A 16828-nucleotide genomic window follows, 5' to 3' on the forward strand; every position below is an offset into this window, starting at 1 on the left:
CTACATCGTACAAGGACCTGTCATGAGTAAAGATGAACGAATAATCCAGAATCAGGACAACAAGAAAACTATTCGTCATGAAGATTACATTGCTGGTATCGGTAAAGGCATGGCGATTTTAGATAGTTTTAGTAGCAATCAACATCGCCTAAACATTTCTATGGCTGCTGAAAAAACCGGACTTACCCGAGCGGCAGCAAGACGTCATTTATTAACCTTAGAATATCTAGGCTATCTTGAGTCAGATGGTCACTATTACTATTTAACCCCTAAAGTTCTTAAATTTTCGGGGGCTTATTTAGGTGCAGCCCAACTTCCAAAAGTATCGCAGCCTTTATTAAACCTATTAACTAACCAAACCTCTCTTATTTATTCGGTCATGGTACTTGACGGTTATGAAGCCATTACCATTGCACGTAGTGCGGCGCACCAACAAACTGACCGTGTAAATCCATACGGCTTACACTTGGGTAATCGCTTACCTGCTCATGCGACCTCGGCGGGTAAAATTTTACTGGCACATTTAAGCCAAGAAGAACAATTGGACTGGCTTCAAAAATACCCACTACAGCGTTTAACCAAATATACGCATATTGAAAACGATAAATTTTTAGAGTTACTACAAGAGATTCGAGAACAAGATTGGTGTTATTCACGTGAAGAACATGAATTAGGCGTTCACGCACTCGCCGTACCTATTTATGGGCAAGACTTTAAAGTCGTTGCGGCTTTAAACATTGTTTCTCCAACCATGAAAACAACTGAAGAATATTTAATTCAACACATTTTGCCTTTATTGCAAGAGACTTCGCGGGATTTAAGACAAGTTCTTTAAATTTTGCTTAGGCTATTTCTAAAAGTAATTAAATGGGATTTTTAAATAACGGACGCCATTCGCTTCAGGTTCCGGAAAATTTCCTGCATTCATATTAATTTGTATTGAAGGCAAGATTAGTTTTGGCATTGCTAAAGTTGCATCTCTTTCTTGACGCATTTTTATGAATGACTCTTTAGAAACTTGTCGGTTTAAATGAATATTGCTTTGCTTTTGAGTTTTAATGTCTGTTTGACAGATGTATTCATCTCGACCTTCTGGCTTATAGTCATGGCACAAGAACATACGCATCTCATCAGGAAGTGCATAAAGCTTTTGTACCGAGTCATAGAGCTCAGCAGCACTTCCTTTAGGAAAGTCACATCTAGCCGAACCATAATCAGGCATAAATAAAGTATCACCCACAAAAACAGCATCAGCAATTACATAGCTTAAGCAAGCAGGTGTATGCCCTGGCGTAGGAATGTTATAGGCTGCTATATCCCCTATTTTAAAATGCTCATGATCTTCAAATAAATAATCAAAAGGCTGATTTTTATTAAATTTTTTAAAATCAAAATTATAAATAGCAGAAAAAGTTTCTTGTACTACTGAGATTTTTTGACTAATGGCAATTGTGCCACCCAATTTAGATTTTAAATATTGAGCAGCAGTCATATGGTCGGCGTGGACGTGAGTTTCTAAAATCCATTGCACTTTAAAGTTTTGAGCCAAGACATAATCGACAATCAGATCAGCATTGGTTGTTTTTGTAGTCGCCGAAGCTGCATCGTAGTCAAGCACACTATCAATAATCGCGCATTGACGCGTAACCAAATCCGCAACAACATAGCTAAAAGTATTGGTATTTTCATCAAAAAAATCTTTTACTAGAGGTTGTTGCATAGGTTTAATTTCCTTTATTTAAGACTCGGTAAATCAACATTCCTAATAACATTGCGCCAATAAAATAAAGCGCTTCAAAATGTCCTAACCCAATAAGCGTTAAAGCCGGCGCTGGACATATGCCTGCTATTCCCCAGCCTATACCGAAAATAAAAGCCCCGACAATTAACCTTTGGTCAATCTGTGTATTCATTGGTAATTGAATTTGTTCATTAAAAAGTGTTTTAGGTCTTTTTATAGCCTTTTGAAACGGAATAAATGCCACAGCAATAGCACCTAACATTACAAACATTAAGCTGATATCCCACTGCCCAAAAATATCTAGAAACCCTAAAACTTTTTCAGGATTAGACATACCAGAGATCATTAAGCCCAATGAAAACAAGCTACCAAATATAAAAGCAAAGATATTTTTCATAGGATTACCCCAACACATGACGAATGATATAAACAGTTAACATGCCAGCAAACATAAAAACTGCTGTCGCTATCATCGAACGTTTTGATAACCTGCTCATGCCACAAATACCATGACCGCTTGTACATCCAGAGCCTAGCCGTGTTCCAAAGCCCACAATTAGACCTGCTAAAATAAGTGCATATGTGTTGGCTTTGATTTCAATTTCAGGCTGATAAAAATAGCCATATATGAAAGGTGTAATTACCAATCCCGCAATGAACCAGAATGCAGAATTTTTAAAGGTGTCTTTAGTGGGATTTATGATTTGAGCAAGCAATCCACTAATTCCAGCTACACGACCATTTATATATAAATATCCAACTGTTGCGATGCCGAGTAATAAACCACCAAAAAAGGCATAGACAATATTTGACATATAACCACTCTTAACAATATATGTTTTTATAATATGTATTATACGCTGATTCTTTTAGAAATACTTAATATAAAACTTTTGAGTTTATAATTCTTCTTAACAAGAAAAAGCCCCAAGGTTTTGGGGCTTTTGTCATTAAATTAGATCTTTAATGCCTAATTGTTCAGGCAACTTTTCCATGACTTTATTCAGTCTATTATTTGCTGGAGAGATACAACCTGTGTAATGGCTTAATTTTGTTTCCGTGCCATTTGGTTGAATCCAAGTAATGTGATAGCTAGACATATCAGTTGCAGTTTGCTGACAACCCGCAGTTTTTGATTGTGTACCCGTTTCAGGGCGATAAGTTTTTAGATCATCTGCAAGTTTTTTATAATCTTTTACACTACCTTGAATTTCTTTAACGCCTATAGCTTTAGTGTATTGTTTACCTTCAAAGCGAATTAAACCTGTAGGTGTTACTTCTACAGAATAGATTGGACATGCGCCAAAGCATGGACTAGAAGCATAACGAATAGTTTCTTGTGTATTCGGTGCTTGCTGAACAGATGCACAACCCATCAAAGCTAAACCAGATAAAGTTGCAAGAACCAAAAATCTCATCGTATCACCTATTATTATCAAGTGGCTTTAATTTATCAAATCATACACTTCTTGTCATTAAAGACTATTTTTTGTGATTGTTCTCATTAATTCACACACCATTATAATACTTAGGCTATTTTCATAATAATCAAATATCATAATCTAAATTGCATAAAAAAAGGCCCATCTTGCGATGAGCCTTAAGCCAATAAAAGCTTAAAATCCTGAAATACAAATTATTACTGGGTAGTAATAACCTGCAACACCATTCTAACGTAATGCTATAAATTATATAAATATAATATAAATATATATTTACGCTTGTTTTTTCAACAAAAAAAACCTGATTTTTAAGTGTAATAAGTTAATAATGTTTATTTCTAATTAAAATTCACCACCTTAAGTTAAACAAAACTTAACAAAGAAATAAGATTTATTTATAGGTAAAACATTGTGAAAAAAAATCTCACAGTTCGGCTACATCTAGGGTTCAAGCATTATCAATCTTAGGAATATTTTAGGTTTTGCAATAAGTTAAAGCACTTTTTTACTATTTGGTAAAGCTATCTAGTTAAAATAATAGAACTTCCTCTCAGGCTTTAATACAAAAAATATATTAAAGTTAAAGGCAAAAGAGAAATGCTCTCTTTTGCCTTATTTAATTACTTTTCCAAACTATAAGCGACTACATAATCACCATGATCAGGAGACTGACGAGCACCGCCTGCCGTAACAACCACATATTGTTTACCTGTTTTCGGTGAAACATAGCTGATTGGGGTTCCTTGGCTACCTACTGGCATACGTGATTTCCACAGTTCTTTACCTGTAGATGAATCAAAAGCACGTAAGTAGTAATCTTGTGTTGCAGCGAAGAATACCAAACCGCCTTGTGTTGCCATTGGCCCACCAATAGTTGGCATACCAATTGGTGCTTTTAAGCCCATTTTGATACCCATAGGTCCAGTATCCTGTACTGTACCAAGCGGTACTTGCCATGCAATCTGACGAGTTTTTAAATCAATCGCAGTCATGGTACCAAATGGTGGTTTTTGACACGGAATGCTAAGAGCCGACATAAAGCGGTTTTTATTCACTTTATATGGTGTACCTTTCATTGGCACAGCGCCCATACCTGTATTTACTTTCTCTCCACCACTCGCCTGAATCTTAATATCTTCAGGGGTCTGTTCCATTAACTGAATCCATAACCCAAGACGCATATCGTTTACGAACATATAGCGATGTGTCGGATCAAAAGCAATGCTACCCCAGTTCATGCCACCCAAAGAACCTGGGAAGCTTAATGAAACGTCAGTACCTGGTGCAGTAAATAGACCTTCGTAACGCATTGACTTAAAGTTAATACGACACATGAGCTGATCAAACGGCGTTGCACCCCACATATCTGATTCAGTTAAAGTCTGATTACCAATTTGAGGCATTTCAACAGAACGCGGTTGAGTTGCACTGTATTGCTCACCCGGAATATTGGCAGGCTTAACTGGCTGTTCAATCACTTTAGTTAATGGTTTACCAGTTACACGGTCAAGCACAAAGAATTGGCCTGATTTGGTTCCAATTACAACAGCAGGTTTAGTCGTACCATCTTTTAATGGGAAGTCGACTAGGCTCGGTTGCATTGGCAAGTCAAAGTCCCATAAATCATTATGAACAGTTTGATATACCCACTTTTCTTTACCTGTTGTCGCATCAAGTGCCAAAACAGAAGTATTATATTTATGATCTAACGGATTACGGTTACCACCCCAAATGTCGACAGATGAACTACCCATAGGTAAGAACACCGTATTCATTTGCGGATCATAAGACATTGCAGCCCAAGAGTTTGCTGAACTACGTTTATACGTTTCACCCGGTTTAAGAACATAGTTAGGGTTCGGATTACGTGCGTCAAATGCCCAGCGAAGTTTACCGGTAATCACGTCATAACCACGGATAACACCACCCGGCATATCTGCAGCAACGTTATCGGCAATACGGCTACCCACTACAATGGTTGTACCCGCAATAGTCGGTGCAGAAGTCACTTCAAAACGTGGAGCTTTGGTTCCAGCCCCAAGACCTTCTAACAGATCAACCGTTCCATTTACACCAAAATCAGCACAGCGCTGACCGTTATCTGCATTGACTGCAATTAAACGACCATCAGGTGTATTTGTATATAAACGGCGTGGACATGCCGTATTGGTTGCAACTGTGGTTACTGCATTTGCACCAGCCAAAGTTGGTTGTACAAGTGGCTTAGTCGAATCAAAATATGCAACACCACGGCAGCGCTCCCAAGCATCGGCTTTAGAGTTCACCTCAGCTTTCCAGAGCTGTTTGCCTGAATCAGCATCGATCGCAAAAATATTATTATGCGGTGTACATAAAAAGACTTTATTCCCAACTTGTAGTGGGGTCATTTGGTCTTCCGCACCATTACCGCTACCCGTTGTAAAATCACCGGTTCTAAAACGCCAAGCTTCTTTTAGTTTATGAACGTTATCTCGGTTAATTTGATCGAGAGCAACAAAGCGACTACCACCTGCATCATTTCCATAATTTTCCCAATTCACCTGTTTTTTAGCAGGGTCAACTGGTACTAAAGGTAGCTTTTCACCTGAACTTGCTACTGTTGGATGTGGTTGAAACATTTGGTAGAGCGCAATCAACATACCAACAACAACTAACCCACCAACTGCATAAGATGAAGATGCCAAGCTAGTTTGAAATTGGTAACGTCGAATTGAAGGCAAGGTAAATAACAATGCGGCAAAAAGACCAGCAGGAAACATTAACCGCGAGAATAACGGCCAAAATTCCCAACCTGCATCAATCAGCGACCAAATTACTGTGCCAACGAAAACAGCCGCAAAAATCCAGACACCAAGCGCCTTTTTACGAAAAATACTAAATGCAGAAATGGTAATAAACAGCCCTGCGACGAGGAAATACCAAGATCCACCTAATGACACTAGCTTTCCACCGCCTACGATGTAAAAAACACCAGTAGCCAATAAAACTAGGCCTAATAGAAAACACCATATTTTGAATAAGATATGAAACTTAGAATCTGACTCAGACATAGATCCTACTCCACATATACTGAACACAATAGTTCAAGCATTTGGGCCAGTTAAACTATGTCTAACCAGCCATCAACATTGTTAAAAATTGACTTTCACGCTAAGACCAGCCACCCAAGCATCATCGACCGCTTTTACACCAGCAGGTTGATGGATATATTGAATGTTTGGACGTAACATAACGGCCGGAGACCATTGATAGGTATAGTTCAACTCGACATTTAGTTCGTCGTCTTGAATTGGAATATAGTCAGATGCAATCGCATCATAGCTATAATATCCACGACTTTCGTTCGTTGCGATCTGCTTATCTTTAGCACGATCATTGACCACATAATTGGCAATACCAAAACCAATCGAATCATTTGGACGGCTATCAAACGGCCCTTTATACCAAAGTGCAAGTTGTTGTGTACTTTGAACAAAGGTAGTTGCTTTATCATTTACAACACCGTTCAAGCTTAGGTATAAACCACGTTTAGGGTCTTCACCTTTATGGGTAAGTTGTTGCTGAGCATTAATCCAGAAACTTTGTTTTCCGTCATGAACTTTGCCGGCAGTTTTAATGTCATTCGCTTCTGCTGTTGAGTACAACGCCCCTACTTTATATTCACCCGGTAAGCCATTAAAAGCAGCAAGTTTTGGTTTCCATGCAAGCTCAACAGGTATGGTTGCACCCTTCACGTTGTTCATATCCAGATTAAAACCATCACTGTTTGATTCGGTTTTAATGTTGTCCGGATTTACCTCATAAACACCGACACCCAATGTCCACTCAGGCGCAAACTGATATTTAACGTTTGTAGCCCAAACACCGACTGGTGAGTTGTACCAAATTGAACCGATTGATTTTCCTAACTGCCCACCGCAAAGCAATAAGTTCTGAAACTCACATTGAGAACTATTAAAGTCCTCTGACATACCCATACGGCCCACTTTGACCTGTACTGTGTTATCAACAAAACCTTTTTTGACCCATGCCTGAGACAGACGCCAGATTTTACCGCGACCATAAATCTCTTGGGCATTGCCCAATTGGCTAGAACGCGGGTCTTTAATACGCTCGAGAGTTAATGCATTCCCGTCACGTTTAGTCACGACTAGGCTCGCTGTTGTATCTTTCCATCCAGCAATTTTTTCTAAGTCGAAGTTTGCACCTAAAGAAAGTTGTGCAGCATTTTCAAAAGTATTGCTGTCGTTGTAACCACCATCTAAATTTGTGGCAGCTTGGCTCATAATAGAAGCTGTAAATTTATAGCCCTGTTGCTCTAGCTGCTGGCGCTCACCATTCCAGTCACCAAGTAACCATTGACGGTCTTGCGACCACGGCTCATTCGCAAGCGCAAATTGGCTGCCTAATACGGCGATTGTTAATACACTCAGTTTCATTAAATTCGGCATCTTAAGTCCCTTTTATCATTTCTATATTTCTATACTGCGCCTCAGTTTGAGGCGCTTTCCTTATTGTTATTTAACACTTGTAAAACCAAGCTCAGAAGTTGCACCAAAACGATCAGTGATATTCGCTGTAATTGAGGCAACTTTTACAGTTGGCTTCCAATTCGCTTTTGCAATTCCTTGTGCATCTGTAGCAACTGTTATTGCCCCTAAATATTGCTCAGCTTCTTTTGATGCCGCATTTTGATTACCAAAAAATTCAACTTGGTAACGTTGATTTGGTAAACCATTAACTTCTACTGCAACTGAACCTTTATTCGCAGTTAATTTAGGAGCTTTAATACCCTGATTAGGTTGAGCATTACAGCCTTGTTGATTTGGTTGAGTACATGTTTTTTGTTGTTTAGATGGATCAACAACCACACCACCACCACGAGAACCTACGAATCCTTCATGCTCAAGTGCAGGTACACCAAATACAATTGCACCTAAACGCTGATTCGGTGCACATGAACCACCCGCTTCACAGCGTTTAATATCTTTACCATTGTCCCAAATCAGGTTTTTAGTCAATGTAATTTTTGCATTTGCATCTTTTTCAGAGCGAATCGCGACACCAATACGGTTACCATGAACTCTGTTGCTATCGAGAATGTTGCCATCGCCAGTCATGTTAAAACCAATCGAGTTATTGGTCATTTCATTGTAGGCAATATAGTTACGCTTACCCCAGTTAATCTGTAAGCCATCCGAATAGTTTTCAAATTTATTACCGACTACGGCATTGTCATTACCCCACAAAATTTCAATACCTTGTGATGGCTCTGGGTTTGCTTTAGTTGAAACAAAATGGTTATTTGCAATCAGGTTAAAAGCAGCACCGCGGGTTAGTTCTAAACCATCGCCATTATCTTGGAAGATGTTGTCTAAAACTTTATTGTTATTAGTCGTGGTTGCCGTTGGGTTACCTTGTCCATCATCACCAGTTAGCATGACACCCGCACCACCATAGTTATTACTAATACGGTTATGTTGAATAAGGTTATTGCTTGAACGGTTAACCAATACACCAATACAGAAACGATGAATATCTAGACCTTTTAAAGTGACGTTATTTACATCGCGTAGTACTAAGCCCGGTAAAGTCATCGTACGCACATTGGTCCCATACTGTTCAGGGTTTGCGCCCGGGCAAGCTTTCGCACCTTCGCCTTTAATATAGTTTGAACCATCGATCGCGATATATTCACCAGTTTTATCCCACTGAGTACCAATGATTTTGACCGGTGCTTTAATCTCAGGAAGCGCGCTGTTTAATTTGATTGCATAGGGTGCTTTGCCCACTGCCTGAATCAAGATTTCGCTCGCATCGGCTGGGTTAGCATTGGCTTGCTCAATTGCCCAACGTAAAGAACCTTTGTTGCTGTCGTCCTGATAACGGTCAACAACATAAGTTTGCGCAGCAGCTACACCTGAAACCATCAAACCTAATGCAAGAGTAGTTAAACGTAATGTATTCATTTCATCATGTCCTTATGATTTATGGGTTTGTTGGTTGAACGGTTTTTAAAATCTGTTTGAGCTTGGTCACATCAATTTGACCGGGTGCAGAAGCCTCACCAATCATGCCAAAGCTATAACTTCCGCCCATATTGGCTGTCGCAACACGAGAGATCGTCCCTAACTGCCCCATTGACATGGTCAATAAAGGTTTAGTGGTTTGCTGACTTACTTTTAAAGTCGCATTCATTAGAGTGAAAACGTCTTGTTTAGATTTTGGCATTACTGCAATTTTAAGAACATCTGCACCCATCTGATCTTGTTTTAACAAGCGTTTTTCAATTTCATCTTGGCTTGGTGTTTTTTGGAAGTCGTGATTAGACATCACAACCAACACTTTCTTTTGATGCGCTTTTTGAACAATTTCTGAAACTACTTTTTGATCACGGAACATTTCAACGTCTAACCAGTCCATGAACGGATTTTTTAAATAAGCCTGATAGGTCTTACCATAATCCACATCACTAATTTCAAGTTGACCACCTTCGTTTTTAGTACGAATTGTGGCAATCATTGGCTTATTGCCTAAAATCTTTTTCAATTCATGACCTAACGCAATGACTTGTTTTGTATCACTAGCAAAACTGAGTAAATCAATACGAAACTCTGCCAAATCAGCATCTGCCGTATTTGCAATAACTTGAGCTTGCGCTAAAGCTTGTTCTTTAGTTTTTGCTGTAATCGGAACAATCGTTTTAACAGCTGTAGTAGCAGCCTGAGTCTGGGTAGCTAAAGCGACAGGTTCAGCATTCACCTGTGCTGTAAAAAATGGGAGTGCAAGCAAACTTAAGCTTAATAATGTTTTCATGTTCATATCATTCATCCTTAAAAAGGCTACACGCATCCATAGACGAGCATGTGTAGCCTTGGGTGTTTCTTAAATATCAAAAAATACAGTTTCGTCATCGCCTTGAATACGAATATCAAAGCGGTAAACAACTTCACCGTTTTCTTCAAAGCGCTTTGCAATAAGAGTTTGACGACGTGGTGCCCATTCAATGCTATTTAAGATTGGATCATTGGCATTTGCTTCTGCTTCATCTTCAAAATAAACACGCGTATTAAGACCTAAATTAATACCACGAGCAAAAATCACTAAAGCGATATGAGGTGCCTGAGTTGAACCTTTACGCCCCGCAGTTGCACCCGGTTTAATAGTATTGAAACTCCAAATACCCGTTTCAAAGTCTGCACCAGTACGGCCCCAACCTTGAAAAGCTGGGTCAGCTTTTTGCTCACGTGTATCAGCCTGACTTGGGTAAATACCATTTGCATCGGCCTGCCAAATTTCGATAAGCACATCGCGTAGAGGTAAACCTAACCCGTCAAATACTTGCCCTTCAAGACGGATACGCTGGCCTTGGGTCTGGTCTTGTACAAGCTGGTTATTAAAGTTGTTTTCAAAAACTTCGATATTTGCTTGTTGTGGTAACAAACCAATGTGAACGTAAGGACCACCCGTTTGAGATGCTGTTTCTTTTAATTCCTGAAAATTCCAGTTATTCATGCTAAGGCTCCTGATTAAGTCAATTCGTTTTCGAAGTAAGTCGCTCGACGTCCACGTAAAGTGATGTCAAAACGGTAACAACGGCTATCAGCTTCGATAAAGTTGTTTTTATCTTCTAGTGCAATTAGTGCACGACGTTGATCTTCAGAAGGAATGGTTTTTAAAATCGGACAAGAGTCGATTAAAGTATCACCTTCAAAATAAAACTGTGAAATCAGGCGCTGAGCCCAACCATCAGCAATTAAAGAGAAATGAATATGTGCCGGACGCCATTCATTAATACGGTTACGCCACGGATATGGACCCGGTTTAATGGTACGGAAAATATAAAAACCGTTTTCATCCGTTAATGTACGACCACAACCACCGAAGTTAGGGTCCATAGCACCAATAAATTTATCGTTTGGATGACGGTAACGACCTGAAGCATTGGCTTGCCATACTTCTAAAAGCGCATTTTTTACAGGACGACCAAATTGATCACGAACATAGCCATGAACAATGACACGCTCACCAATTGGCAAACCATCTTTGGCATAGTTCAAAATCAAATCGTTATCTTTTGGGCCAAACAGATTTGAAGAAAAATGCGGTGCAGTGACTTCAGTTAAAGTCTCGTTAATAGAGATCAATGCATTTTTTGGCGAACGTAATACACTTGTTTTATAACCTGGCGTATACGCTGGTGGATGATCATCTGTATTACGTTGGGCGTAAGCACCCCAGCTATGTTGTGACATCTTTATCTCCTTAATCCTGTTCTTTCGCTGCAACTGGGCTTACTTCTATCCCCAATTCTTTAAAGACTTCTTCAGCCATATGCATTGCAGCGTTTGCAGCAGGTAAACCTGCATAGAGTGAGCTATGTAAGATCAACTCTTTTAAATCTTCTTTGGTTACACCATTGTTGAAGCAAGCACGTAAATGCATGCGTAGTTCATCTTCACGACCAAGCGCCAATAAAATTGCGATAGTCACTAAACTACGTGTGTGACGTGGTAAGCCTGGACGAGACCACACCTCACCCCATGCGTAACGGCTAATAAAATTTTGAAAATCTTGGTTAAAGTCATTCAAGTTCTGCAAAGACCGACCAACATGCTTTTCACCTAAAACTTCAGTCCGCACTTCAATGCCTTGTTTATAGCGTTCTTCATCATTCATTGTGATAGACCTCCATTAAGTTGCATCGGTATGCGCAACAAGTGATTTAACAAATACAGCAACAGCCGCAGCAGTCGCTGGAATCAGTAATAAACTGAGAATGGCAGTAAACGACCAATCATTACCGAGTAGTACTGCACCAATCCAAGCACCAAATACTGCACCGAAACGTCCAATACCCGTCATCCAAGACACACCCGTTGCACGGCATTGGGTTGGATAGAAACGTGCACTTAAAGCTGGCATTGAAGATTGCGCACCGTTAATCGCGATACCAGCACAAAGCACCAATACAGCAAGTAAAGTTGAATTTCCTAAGCTTTGACCGACAGCAATCGCAAATAGACCTGCGGCAAAGTAGAAAATAGCAATCACTCGGTTCGGGTTGAATTTGTCCATCGCCCAACCAATGAATAATGCACTCACCACACCACCGAACTGGAACAATCCACCGATAAATGCAGCACGCTCCATTGAAGCACCTGTTTCACGCATGAGTGTTGGTAACCAGCTTGTAAGCAAGTAAACAACAACCAATCCCATGAAATAGGTCAACCAAAGCAAAAGTGTTCCTTTCGCATATGGTTTAGAAAACATAATTCCAAAAACATTTTTCTTTTGAGCCGTTTCAGTTTTCTCTTCTGGAACATAAAAAGTGCTTACGTCTTTAACTTGTGTTGGCGCAATATGATTTAAAATTTTGCGTACTTTCTCTGGGTCTTTACCTTTAACAATTAAAAAGCGGTAAGACTCAGGTAAAACGAAAATCACTAAAATCATTAAGATCAGAGGTGACCAGCCACCCAGCAAAAATAGACTGTGCCAACCGTAAGTCGGAATGAGCCAGCTACTAATAAAGCCACCTGTTGCCATACCTAAGTTGTAGCCACAGAACATACATGTCACCAGTAGTGAACGAATGCGTGTTGGACAGTATTCAGAGAATAATGTGGTGGCATTTGGCATAGCGGCACCCAGCCCAATACCTGTCAAAAAGCGTAATACAACAAGGCTATCCAGATTTGTTGCATAGGCAGATGCCAAGGTAAAACCACCAAAAATCAGCATTGAAACGGCCAAAACAATTTTGCGACCAAAACGGTCAGCTGTCGGGCCAGAAACCAAAGCTCCAATAATCATTCCACCAAGTGCAGCACTCATTACTGGGCCTAACTGAGAACGATCAACGCCCCAGTCCTGAGCCAAAGCTGGAGCGATAAAACCCATTGCAGCAGTATCGATCCCATCAGTAAAAATAATTAAGAAACAGATGATTGCGATCATCCATTGATACTTACTGAGTGGAGCATCATTAATCAGTGCTTGAGCATCGATACTTTTGTTTGGTGCAGCGTAATCCTGAGACGCCATATTTGCCTCCTTAAGGCCAATTCCTTTTAAATCACTAAGCTATTAGATTTGCTGAATAAACCTAGTCAATTCCTGAGTAAATCTTTGTGGTTGTTCAATATTAGAAAGATGAGATGCTTCCAGTTTTGCAAGTTGGCTATTGTTGATAGCACGCTGCATAAACTCAGCGTCTGCTACTGTAGTCACCGGATCATATGTCCCTGCAACCAGCAATACCGGAATCTGGATTTGTGCAATTTCATCTCTTAAATCAGCATGTGCTAAAGCACGACATGCATTGGCATAACCTTGTGCTGGTGTGTTTGCGAGACTTTGAATTGTCGTTTGTGCAACCACATTATGTTGATAGTCGAATTTTTCGCTAAACCACCGTGTGTGCGTGGTCTTAACCAATTCAGCTAGTCCATTTTGTTCTACTGATTCAGCACGGCTTAACCAAGCATCAGCCTGCCCAATTTTGGCTGCTGAATTTGCAACAGTAATGCTATGAAAGCGCTCTGGATAATGAATACCTAACCAAAGCCCTGTAATTCCACCCATTGAAATTCCACAAAAATGAGCTTTTTCAACATTTAAGGCATCTAAAATATCAGCAACATCTTCACCTAAATTTTGTAAAGATGATTCAGCGATCACATCACTTTCGCCATGACCACGTGTGTCGTATGTAATGACATTAAAATGACTTTTAAGCTCATCTACTTGTGGCTGCCACATTCCATGATCTGTTCCTAACGAGTTAGATAACACAAGTGCTGGAGCATCTTTTAATCCATCGGTATATACAGCGAGCTGTTTACCTTGTCGATTGGTTATAAGCTGTTTCACTTTATGTCTCCTCCTTGTGCTTCTTGCAGAACAGCATCAATTTGAGCTTGAATGTTGCCCAAATAGTTTTCTGCTTTAAATATTTCCAAAATTTCTGTTTGACTAAAATGTTCTTTTACTTCATCTAACTGACTAACCACCTCAGATAAATGCTGCTTTTGAGCCACGGCTGTTTTACAAGCTGCTTCAACAACATGATGTGCATTTAAACGTCCAATTCTTGGAGCCAGTGCCATCATCACAGCTTCCGCCATAATCAACCCATTGGTACATTCAAGGTTCTGTTGCATATGCTCAACATTAACTTCAAAACCTTGTAAAACTTCACCAGTACGACTTAAAGCTCCAGCACAAAGCTGAAAAATTTCAGGGATTGCTAACCATTCTGCATGCCACGCACCTAAGCTACGCTCATGTTCCTGCACCATACTTTGATAGATGCTAGACATAAGTGCTGGTACGCGATTCGCTGCTGCAAGTACTGAAGCTGCTGCCACTGGATTACGCTTATGAGGCATGGTCGATGAACCACCACGACCTTTTGCAGTTGGCTCAAACAATTCAGCAATTTCTGTTTGCATCATGAGTGACCAATCACGTGCCATCTTGCCTGTATTCCCAACAATCATGCCGAGTACACTTGCGATTTCTACAATACGATCACGCTCACCATGCCACGTACTTGTTGGAACGCTCAAATTCAGCTGTTTAGCAAATGCACTGACCACAAGTGAACCTTGATCTTGCAAAGAAGCTAATGAACCCACAGCACCACCTAACTGAGCAGTAAGTACACGTGGTTTGATTGCTTGTATACGGTCCAAATCACGTTTAAATGCAGAAGCCCAACGTGCAAGCTTATGTCCTAAAGTAATTGGCAAAGCTTGCTGTAACCATGTACGCCCAATCATGACCTGATGGCGATATTGCTTAGCTTGTTGTAATGCAGTGGTATAGCACTGTTGAAGTTGTGCTTCCACAATGTTTAACGCATCGCGGCATTGCAAAATACATGCTGTGTCTAAAATATCTTGACTCGTTGCTCCCCAATGCACATAGCGTGAAGCATCTTCATCGACATCTTTAACAATTGCCGTAAGTTGTTTCACAAATGGAATTGCGATATTTCCAGCTAAGCCAGTTGCCACTGCTAAAGCTGGAAAGTCAAACTTTTCTAGTGCTTGTTTAGCCACTTGTGCAATTGTATGAGCAGCATTTTGAGGAATCACGCCAACTTGTGCCTGTGCTTGAGCTAGCGCAACTTCAACCTGAATCATATATGCGATTAAAGATGAGTCACTAAAGATGTCAGTGACGTCTTTTTGATAAAACAAGCTGGCATATAACTGGCTCATGATTAAACTCTCTCAATAATGAGTGCAATACCTTGGCCTACACCAATACACATTGAACATAAGGCATAACGACCGCCTGTTTGCTCAAGCTGGTTTAAGGCTGTAGTCACTAGGCGTGCACCTGACGCACCAAGTGGATGACCCAAAGCAATTGCACCACCGTTTGGATTGACCTTGTTGCTATCATCAGGTAAGCCTAAATCACGGGTCACTGCTAAAGCCTGTGCAGCAAAAGCTTCATTGAGCTCAATCACATCCATCTGATCTAAAGTCAGGTTGGCTTGTTTAAGAAGCTTTTTGATTGCTGGCGCCGGAGCAAAACCCATAATGCGTGGTTCTACACCCACCGCTGTTGAAGCAATGATCTTGGCACGTGGTTTTAGGTTATAAGTTTGAACTGCCTCATCAGAAGCAATAAGCAATGCGGCTGCACCATCGTTAATGCCTGAAGCATTACCCGCAGTGACAGTGCCATCAGCTTTTACAACTGGTTTAAGCTTGCTTAAACCTTCAAGGGTTGAAGCACGTGGTTGTTCATCGGTATCAATCACAACAGCATCACCTTTACGCTGAGGGATTTCAACTGCCACGATTTCTTTAGAAAAAAAGCCTTTGGCTTGCGCGCTTGCGGTGCGTTGTTGGCTCGCCAAGGCAAACTGGTCCTGATCTGCACGATTCACGTTGAACTTTTCAGCCACGTTTTCGGCAGTCTGGGGCATGGTGTCTACACCATACAATTCTTTAAGTTTTGGGTTAATAAAACGCCAGCCCATGGTGGTGTCTTCAATCTTCTGGCTACGGCCAAAAGCACTGTCTGACTTACCCATCACATAAGGTGCACGGCTCATGCTTTCCACGCCACCTGCAATCACCAAGTTTGCTTCACCTGCTTTAATAGCACGGGCAGCAATGGCAATCGCATCGAGTGATGAACCACACAAACGGTTAATAGTGGTTGCTGGAACCTGATACGGTAAACCAGCCAGAAGTGCTGACATACGGCCCACATTACGGTTGTCTTCACCGGCTTGGTTGGCGCAGCCATAGATCACATCATCGACCTGTTCCCAATCTACATTCGGGTTGCGCTGCATGAGGGCTTTAATCGGTACAGCACCAAGGTCATCGGCACGAACAGGAGCAAGGCCACCGGCATAACGACCGAATGGAGTACGGATGGCATCGATGATATAAGCGTTTTTTAATGTCATTTCCTACTTCCTTACCCTTGTGTCGCATCAATCAAAGTTGCACCTGTCAAAGCTTGCAACTCATCAAAGCTAAGACCTTCCACTTTCTCAATCACTTTTAAACCATCTTTGGTCACATCAATCACGCAAAGATCGGTGTAAATACGGTCCACGCAGTGTTTGCCCGTAACCGGATAGCTCAGCTCAGCCACAATCTTCGGC

At 40.7% G+C, this 16828-nt stretch carries 17 protein-coding genes; 1 reads left to right on the forward strand and 16 read right to left on the reverse strand.

From position 1 onward, the window contains the following. The first annotated feature begins 22 nt into the window (after window positions 1–22). Window positions 23–835 carry an IclR family transcriptional regulator PcaU gene (pcaU, locus tag RMB13_RS12735; protein ID WP_003652006.1) on the forward strand — a complete coding sequence of 271 codons (813 nt, stop codon included), beginning with the start codon at window positions 23–25 and terminating at the stop codon, window positions 833–835. A gap of 18 nt (window positions 836–853) precedes the next feature. Here the strand turns inward: pcaU and RMB13_RS12740 are convergent, their stop codons facing one another. From RMB13_RS12740 to RMB13_RS12815, 16 genes are all read right to left on the reverse strand, one after another. Beyond that, complete coding sequence (locus RMB13_RS12740) at window positions 854–1720, reverse strand: MBL fold metallo-hydrolase (RefSeq protein WP_311085415.1); 867 nt, start codon at window positions 1718–1720, stop codon at window positions 854–856. A gap of 4 nt (window positions 1721–1724) precedes the next feature. Beyond that, window positions 1725–2138, reverse strand: coding sequence for a DUF6691 family protein (locus RMB13_RS12745; RefSeq protein WP_035364254.1), 414 nt, complete (start codon window positions 2136–2138; stop codon window positions 1725–1727). A gap of 4 nt (window positions 2139–2142) precedes the next feature. After that, window positions 2143–2556 carry a YeeE/YedE family protein gene (locus RMB13_RS12750; protein ID WP_005040162.1) on the reverse strand — a complete coding sequence of 138 codons (414 nt, stop codon included), beginning with the start codon at window positions 2554–2556 and terminating at the stop codon, window positions 2143–2145. A 135-nt stretch (window positions 2557–2691) separates the two neighbouring features. After that, complete coding sequence (locus tag RMB13_RS12755; RefSeq protein WP_311085424.1) at window positions 2692–3150, reverse strand: DUF6438 domain-containing protein; 459 nt, start codon at window positions 3148–3150, stop codon at window positions 2692–2694. 653 nt (window positions 3151–3803) lie between these two features. Further along, window positions 3804–6233 carry a glucose/quinate/shikimate family membrane-bound PQQ-dependent dehydrogenase gene (locus tag RMB13_RS12760; RefSeq protein ID WP_311085416.1) on the reverse strand — a complete coding sequence of 810 codons (2430 nt, stop codon included), beginning with the start codon at window positions 6231–6233 and terminating at the stop codon, window positions 3804–3806. Window positions 6234–6314: 81 nt separating this feature from the next. Continuing rightward, complete coding sequence (locus RMB13_RS12765) at window positions 6315–7634, reverse strand: carbohydrate porin (RefSeq protein ID WP_311085417.1); 1320 nt, start codon at window positions 7632–7634, stop codon at window positions 6315–6317. Between the two features lie 66 nt (window positions 7635–7700). Continuing rightward, complete coding sequence (locus RMB13_RS12770) at window positions 7701–9152, reverse strand: right-handed parallel beta-helix repeat-containing protein (protein WP_311085418.1); 1452 nt, start codon at window positions 9150–9152, stop codon at window positions 7701–7703. Between the two features lie 19 nt (window positions 9153–9171). Further along, window positions 9172–9999, reverse strand: coding sequence for a type I 3-dehydroquinate dehydratase (gene aroD, locus RMB13_RS12775; RefSeq protein ID WP_080758406.1), 828 nt, complete (start codon window positions 9997–9999; stop codon window positions 9172–9174). A 69-nt stretch (window positions 10000–10068) separates the two neighbouring features. Beyond that, window positions 10069–10698, reverse strand: coding sequence for a protocatechuate 3,4-dioxygenase subunit alpha (gene pcaG, locus RMB13_RS12780; RefSeq protein WP_003652024.1), 630 nt, complete (start codon window positions 10696–10698; stop codon window positions 10069–10071). 14 nt (window positions 10699–10712) lie between these two features. Continuing rightward, window positions 10713–11438, reverse strand: a complete 726-nt coding sequence (gene pcaH / locus RMB13_RS12785) for a protocatechuate 3,4-dioxygenase subunit beta (protein ID WP_003652026.1) — start codon at window positions 11436–11438, stop codon at window positions 10713–10715. A gap of 10 nt (window positions 11439–11448) precedes the next feature. After that, on the reverse strand, window positions 11449–11862 hold the full coding sequence (pcaC, locus tag RMB13_RS12790) for a 4-carboxymuconolactone decarboxylase (protein WP_005040148.1): 414 nt from the start codon (window positions 11860–11862) through the stop codon (window positions 11449–11451). A 15-nt stretch (window positions 11863–11877) separates the two neighbouring features. After that, on the reverse strand, window positions 11878–13233 hold the full coding sequence (locus RMB13_RS12795; RefSeq protein WP_005040146.1) for an MFS transporter: 1356 nt from the start codon (window positions 13231–13233) through the stop codon (window positions 11878–11880). A 42-nt stretch (window positions 13234–13275) separates the two neighbouring features. Then, window positions 13276–14061 carry a 3-oxoadipate enol-lactonase gene (gene pcaD, locus RMB13_RS12800; RefSeq protein WP_017391413.1) on the reverse strand — a complete coding sequence of 262 codons (786 nt, stop codon included), beginning with the start codon at window positions 14059–14061 and terminating at the stop codon, window positions 13276–13278. Next, window positions 14058–15416 (reverse strand): 3-carboxy-cis,cis-muconate cycloisomerase, encoded by a 1359-nt coding sequence (gene pcaB / locus RMB13_RS12805; protein ID WP_311085419.1) that lies wholly within the window; start codon window positions 15414–15416, stop codon window positions 14058–14060. Before pcaB ends, pcaD begins: the two co-directional genes overlap by 4 nt. A 2-nt stretch (window positions 15417–15418) precedes the next feature. Next, window positions 15419–16627, reverse strand: a complete 1209-nt coding sequence (gene pcaF / locus RMB13_RS12810) for a 3-oxoadipyl-CoA thiolase (RefSeq protein WP_311085420.1) — start codon at window positions 16625–16627, stop codon at window positions 15419–15421. An 11-nt stretch (window positions 16628–16638) separates the two neighbouring features. Further along, the coding region (locus RMB13_RS12815) for a 3-oxoadipate CoA-transferase (RefSeq protein ID WP_311085421.1) at window positions 16639–16828 on the reverse strand (190 nt) is incomplete at its 5' end.

This window comes from Acinetobacter sp. V102_4, assembly GCF_031799005.1.
In the GTDB taxonomy this organism is placed as follows: domain Bacteria; phylum Pseudomonadota; class Gammaproteobacteria; order Pseudomonadales; family Moraxellaceae; genus Acinetobacter; species Acinetobacter calcoaceticus.

What these genes read in the sequence shown, in the direction of transcription:
- RMB13_RS12795 (WP_005040146.1), bottom strand. Translation starts at nt 13,233, where the DNA reads ATGGCGTCTCAGGATTACGCTGCACCAAACAAAAGTATCGATGCTCAA.
- RMB13_RS12770 (WP_311085418.1), bottom strand. Translation starts at nt 9,152, where the DNA reads ATGAATACATTACGTTTAACTACTCTTGCATTAGGTTTGATGGTTTCA.
- pcaH (WP_003652026.1), bottom strand. Translation starts at nt 11,438, where the DNA reads ATGTCACAACATAGCTGGGGTGCTTACGCCCAACGTAATACAGATGAT.
- RMB13_RS12750 (WP_005040162.1), bottom strand. Translation starts at nt 2,556, where the DNA reads ATGTCAAATATTGTCTATGCCTTTTTTGGTGGTTTATTACTCGGCATC.
- aroD (WP_080758406.1), bottom strand. Translation starts at nt 9,999, where the DNA reads ATGAAAACATTATTAAGCTTAAGTTTGCTTGCACTCCCATTTTTTACA.
- pcaC (WP_005040148.1), bottom strand. Translation starts at nt 11,862, where the DNA reads ATGAATGATGAAGAACGCTATAAACAAGGCATTGAAGTGCGGACTGAA.
- pcaF (WP_311085420.1), bottom strand. Translation starts at nt 16,627, where the DNA reads ATGACATTAAAAAACGCTTATATCATCGATGCCATCCGTACTCCATTC.
- RMB13_RS12740 (WP_311085415.1), bottom strand. Translation starts at nt 1,720, where the DNA reads ATGCAACAACCTCTAGTAAAAGATTTTTTTGATGAAAATACCAATACT.
- RMB13_RS12745 (WP_035364254.1), bottom strand. Translation starts at nt 2,138, where the DNA reads ATGAAAAATATCTTTGCTTTTATATTTGGTAGCTTGTTTTCATTGGGC.
- pcaB (WP_311085419.1), bottom strand. Translation starts at nt 15,416, where the DNA reads ATGAGCCAGTTATATGCCAGCTTGTTTTATCAAAAAGACGTCACTGAC.
- pcaG (WP_003652024.1), bottom strand. Translation starts at nt 10,698, where the DNA reads ATGAATAACTGGAATTTTCAGGAATTAAAAGAAACAGCATCTCAAACG.
- RMB13_RS12765 (WP_311085417.1), bottom strand. Translation starts at nt 7,634, where the DNA reads ATGCCGAATTTAATGAAACTGAGTGTATTAACAATCGCCGTATTAGGC.
- pcaU (WP_003652006.1), top strand. Translation starts at nt 23, where the DNA reads ATGAGTAAAGATGAACGAATAATCCAGAATCAGGACAACAAGAAAACT.
- RMB13_RS12760 (WP_311085416.1), bottom strand. Translation starts at nt 6,233, where the DNA reads ATGTCTGAGTCAGATTCTAAGTTTCATATCTTATTCAAAATATGGTGT.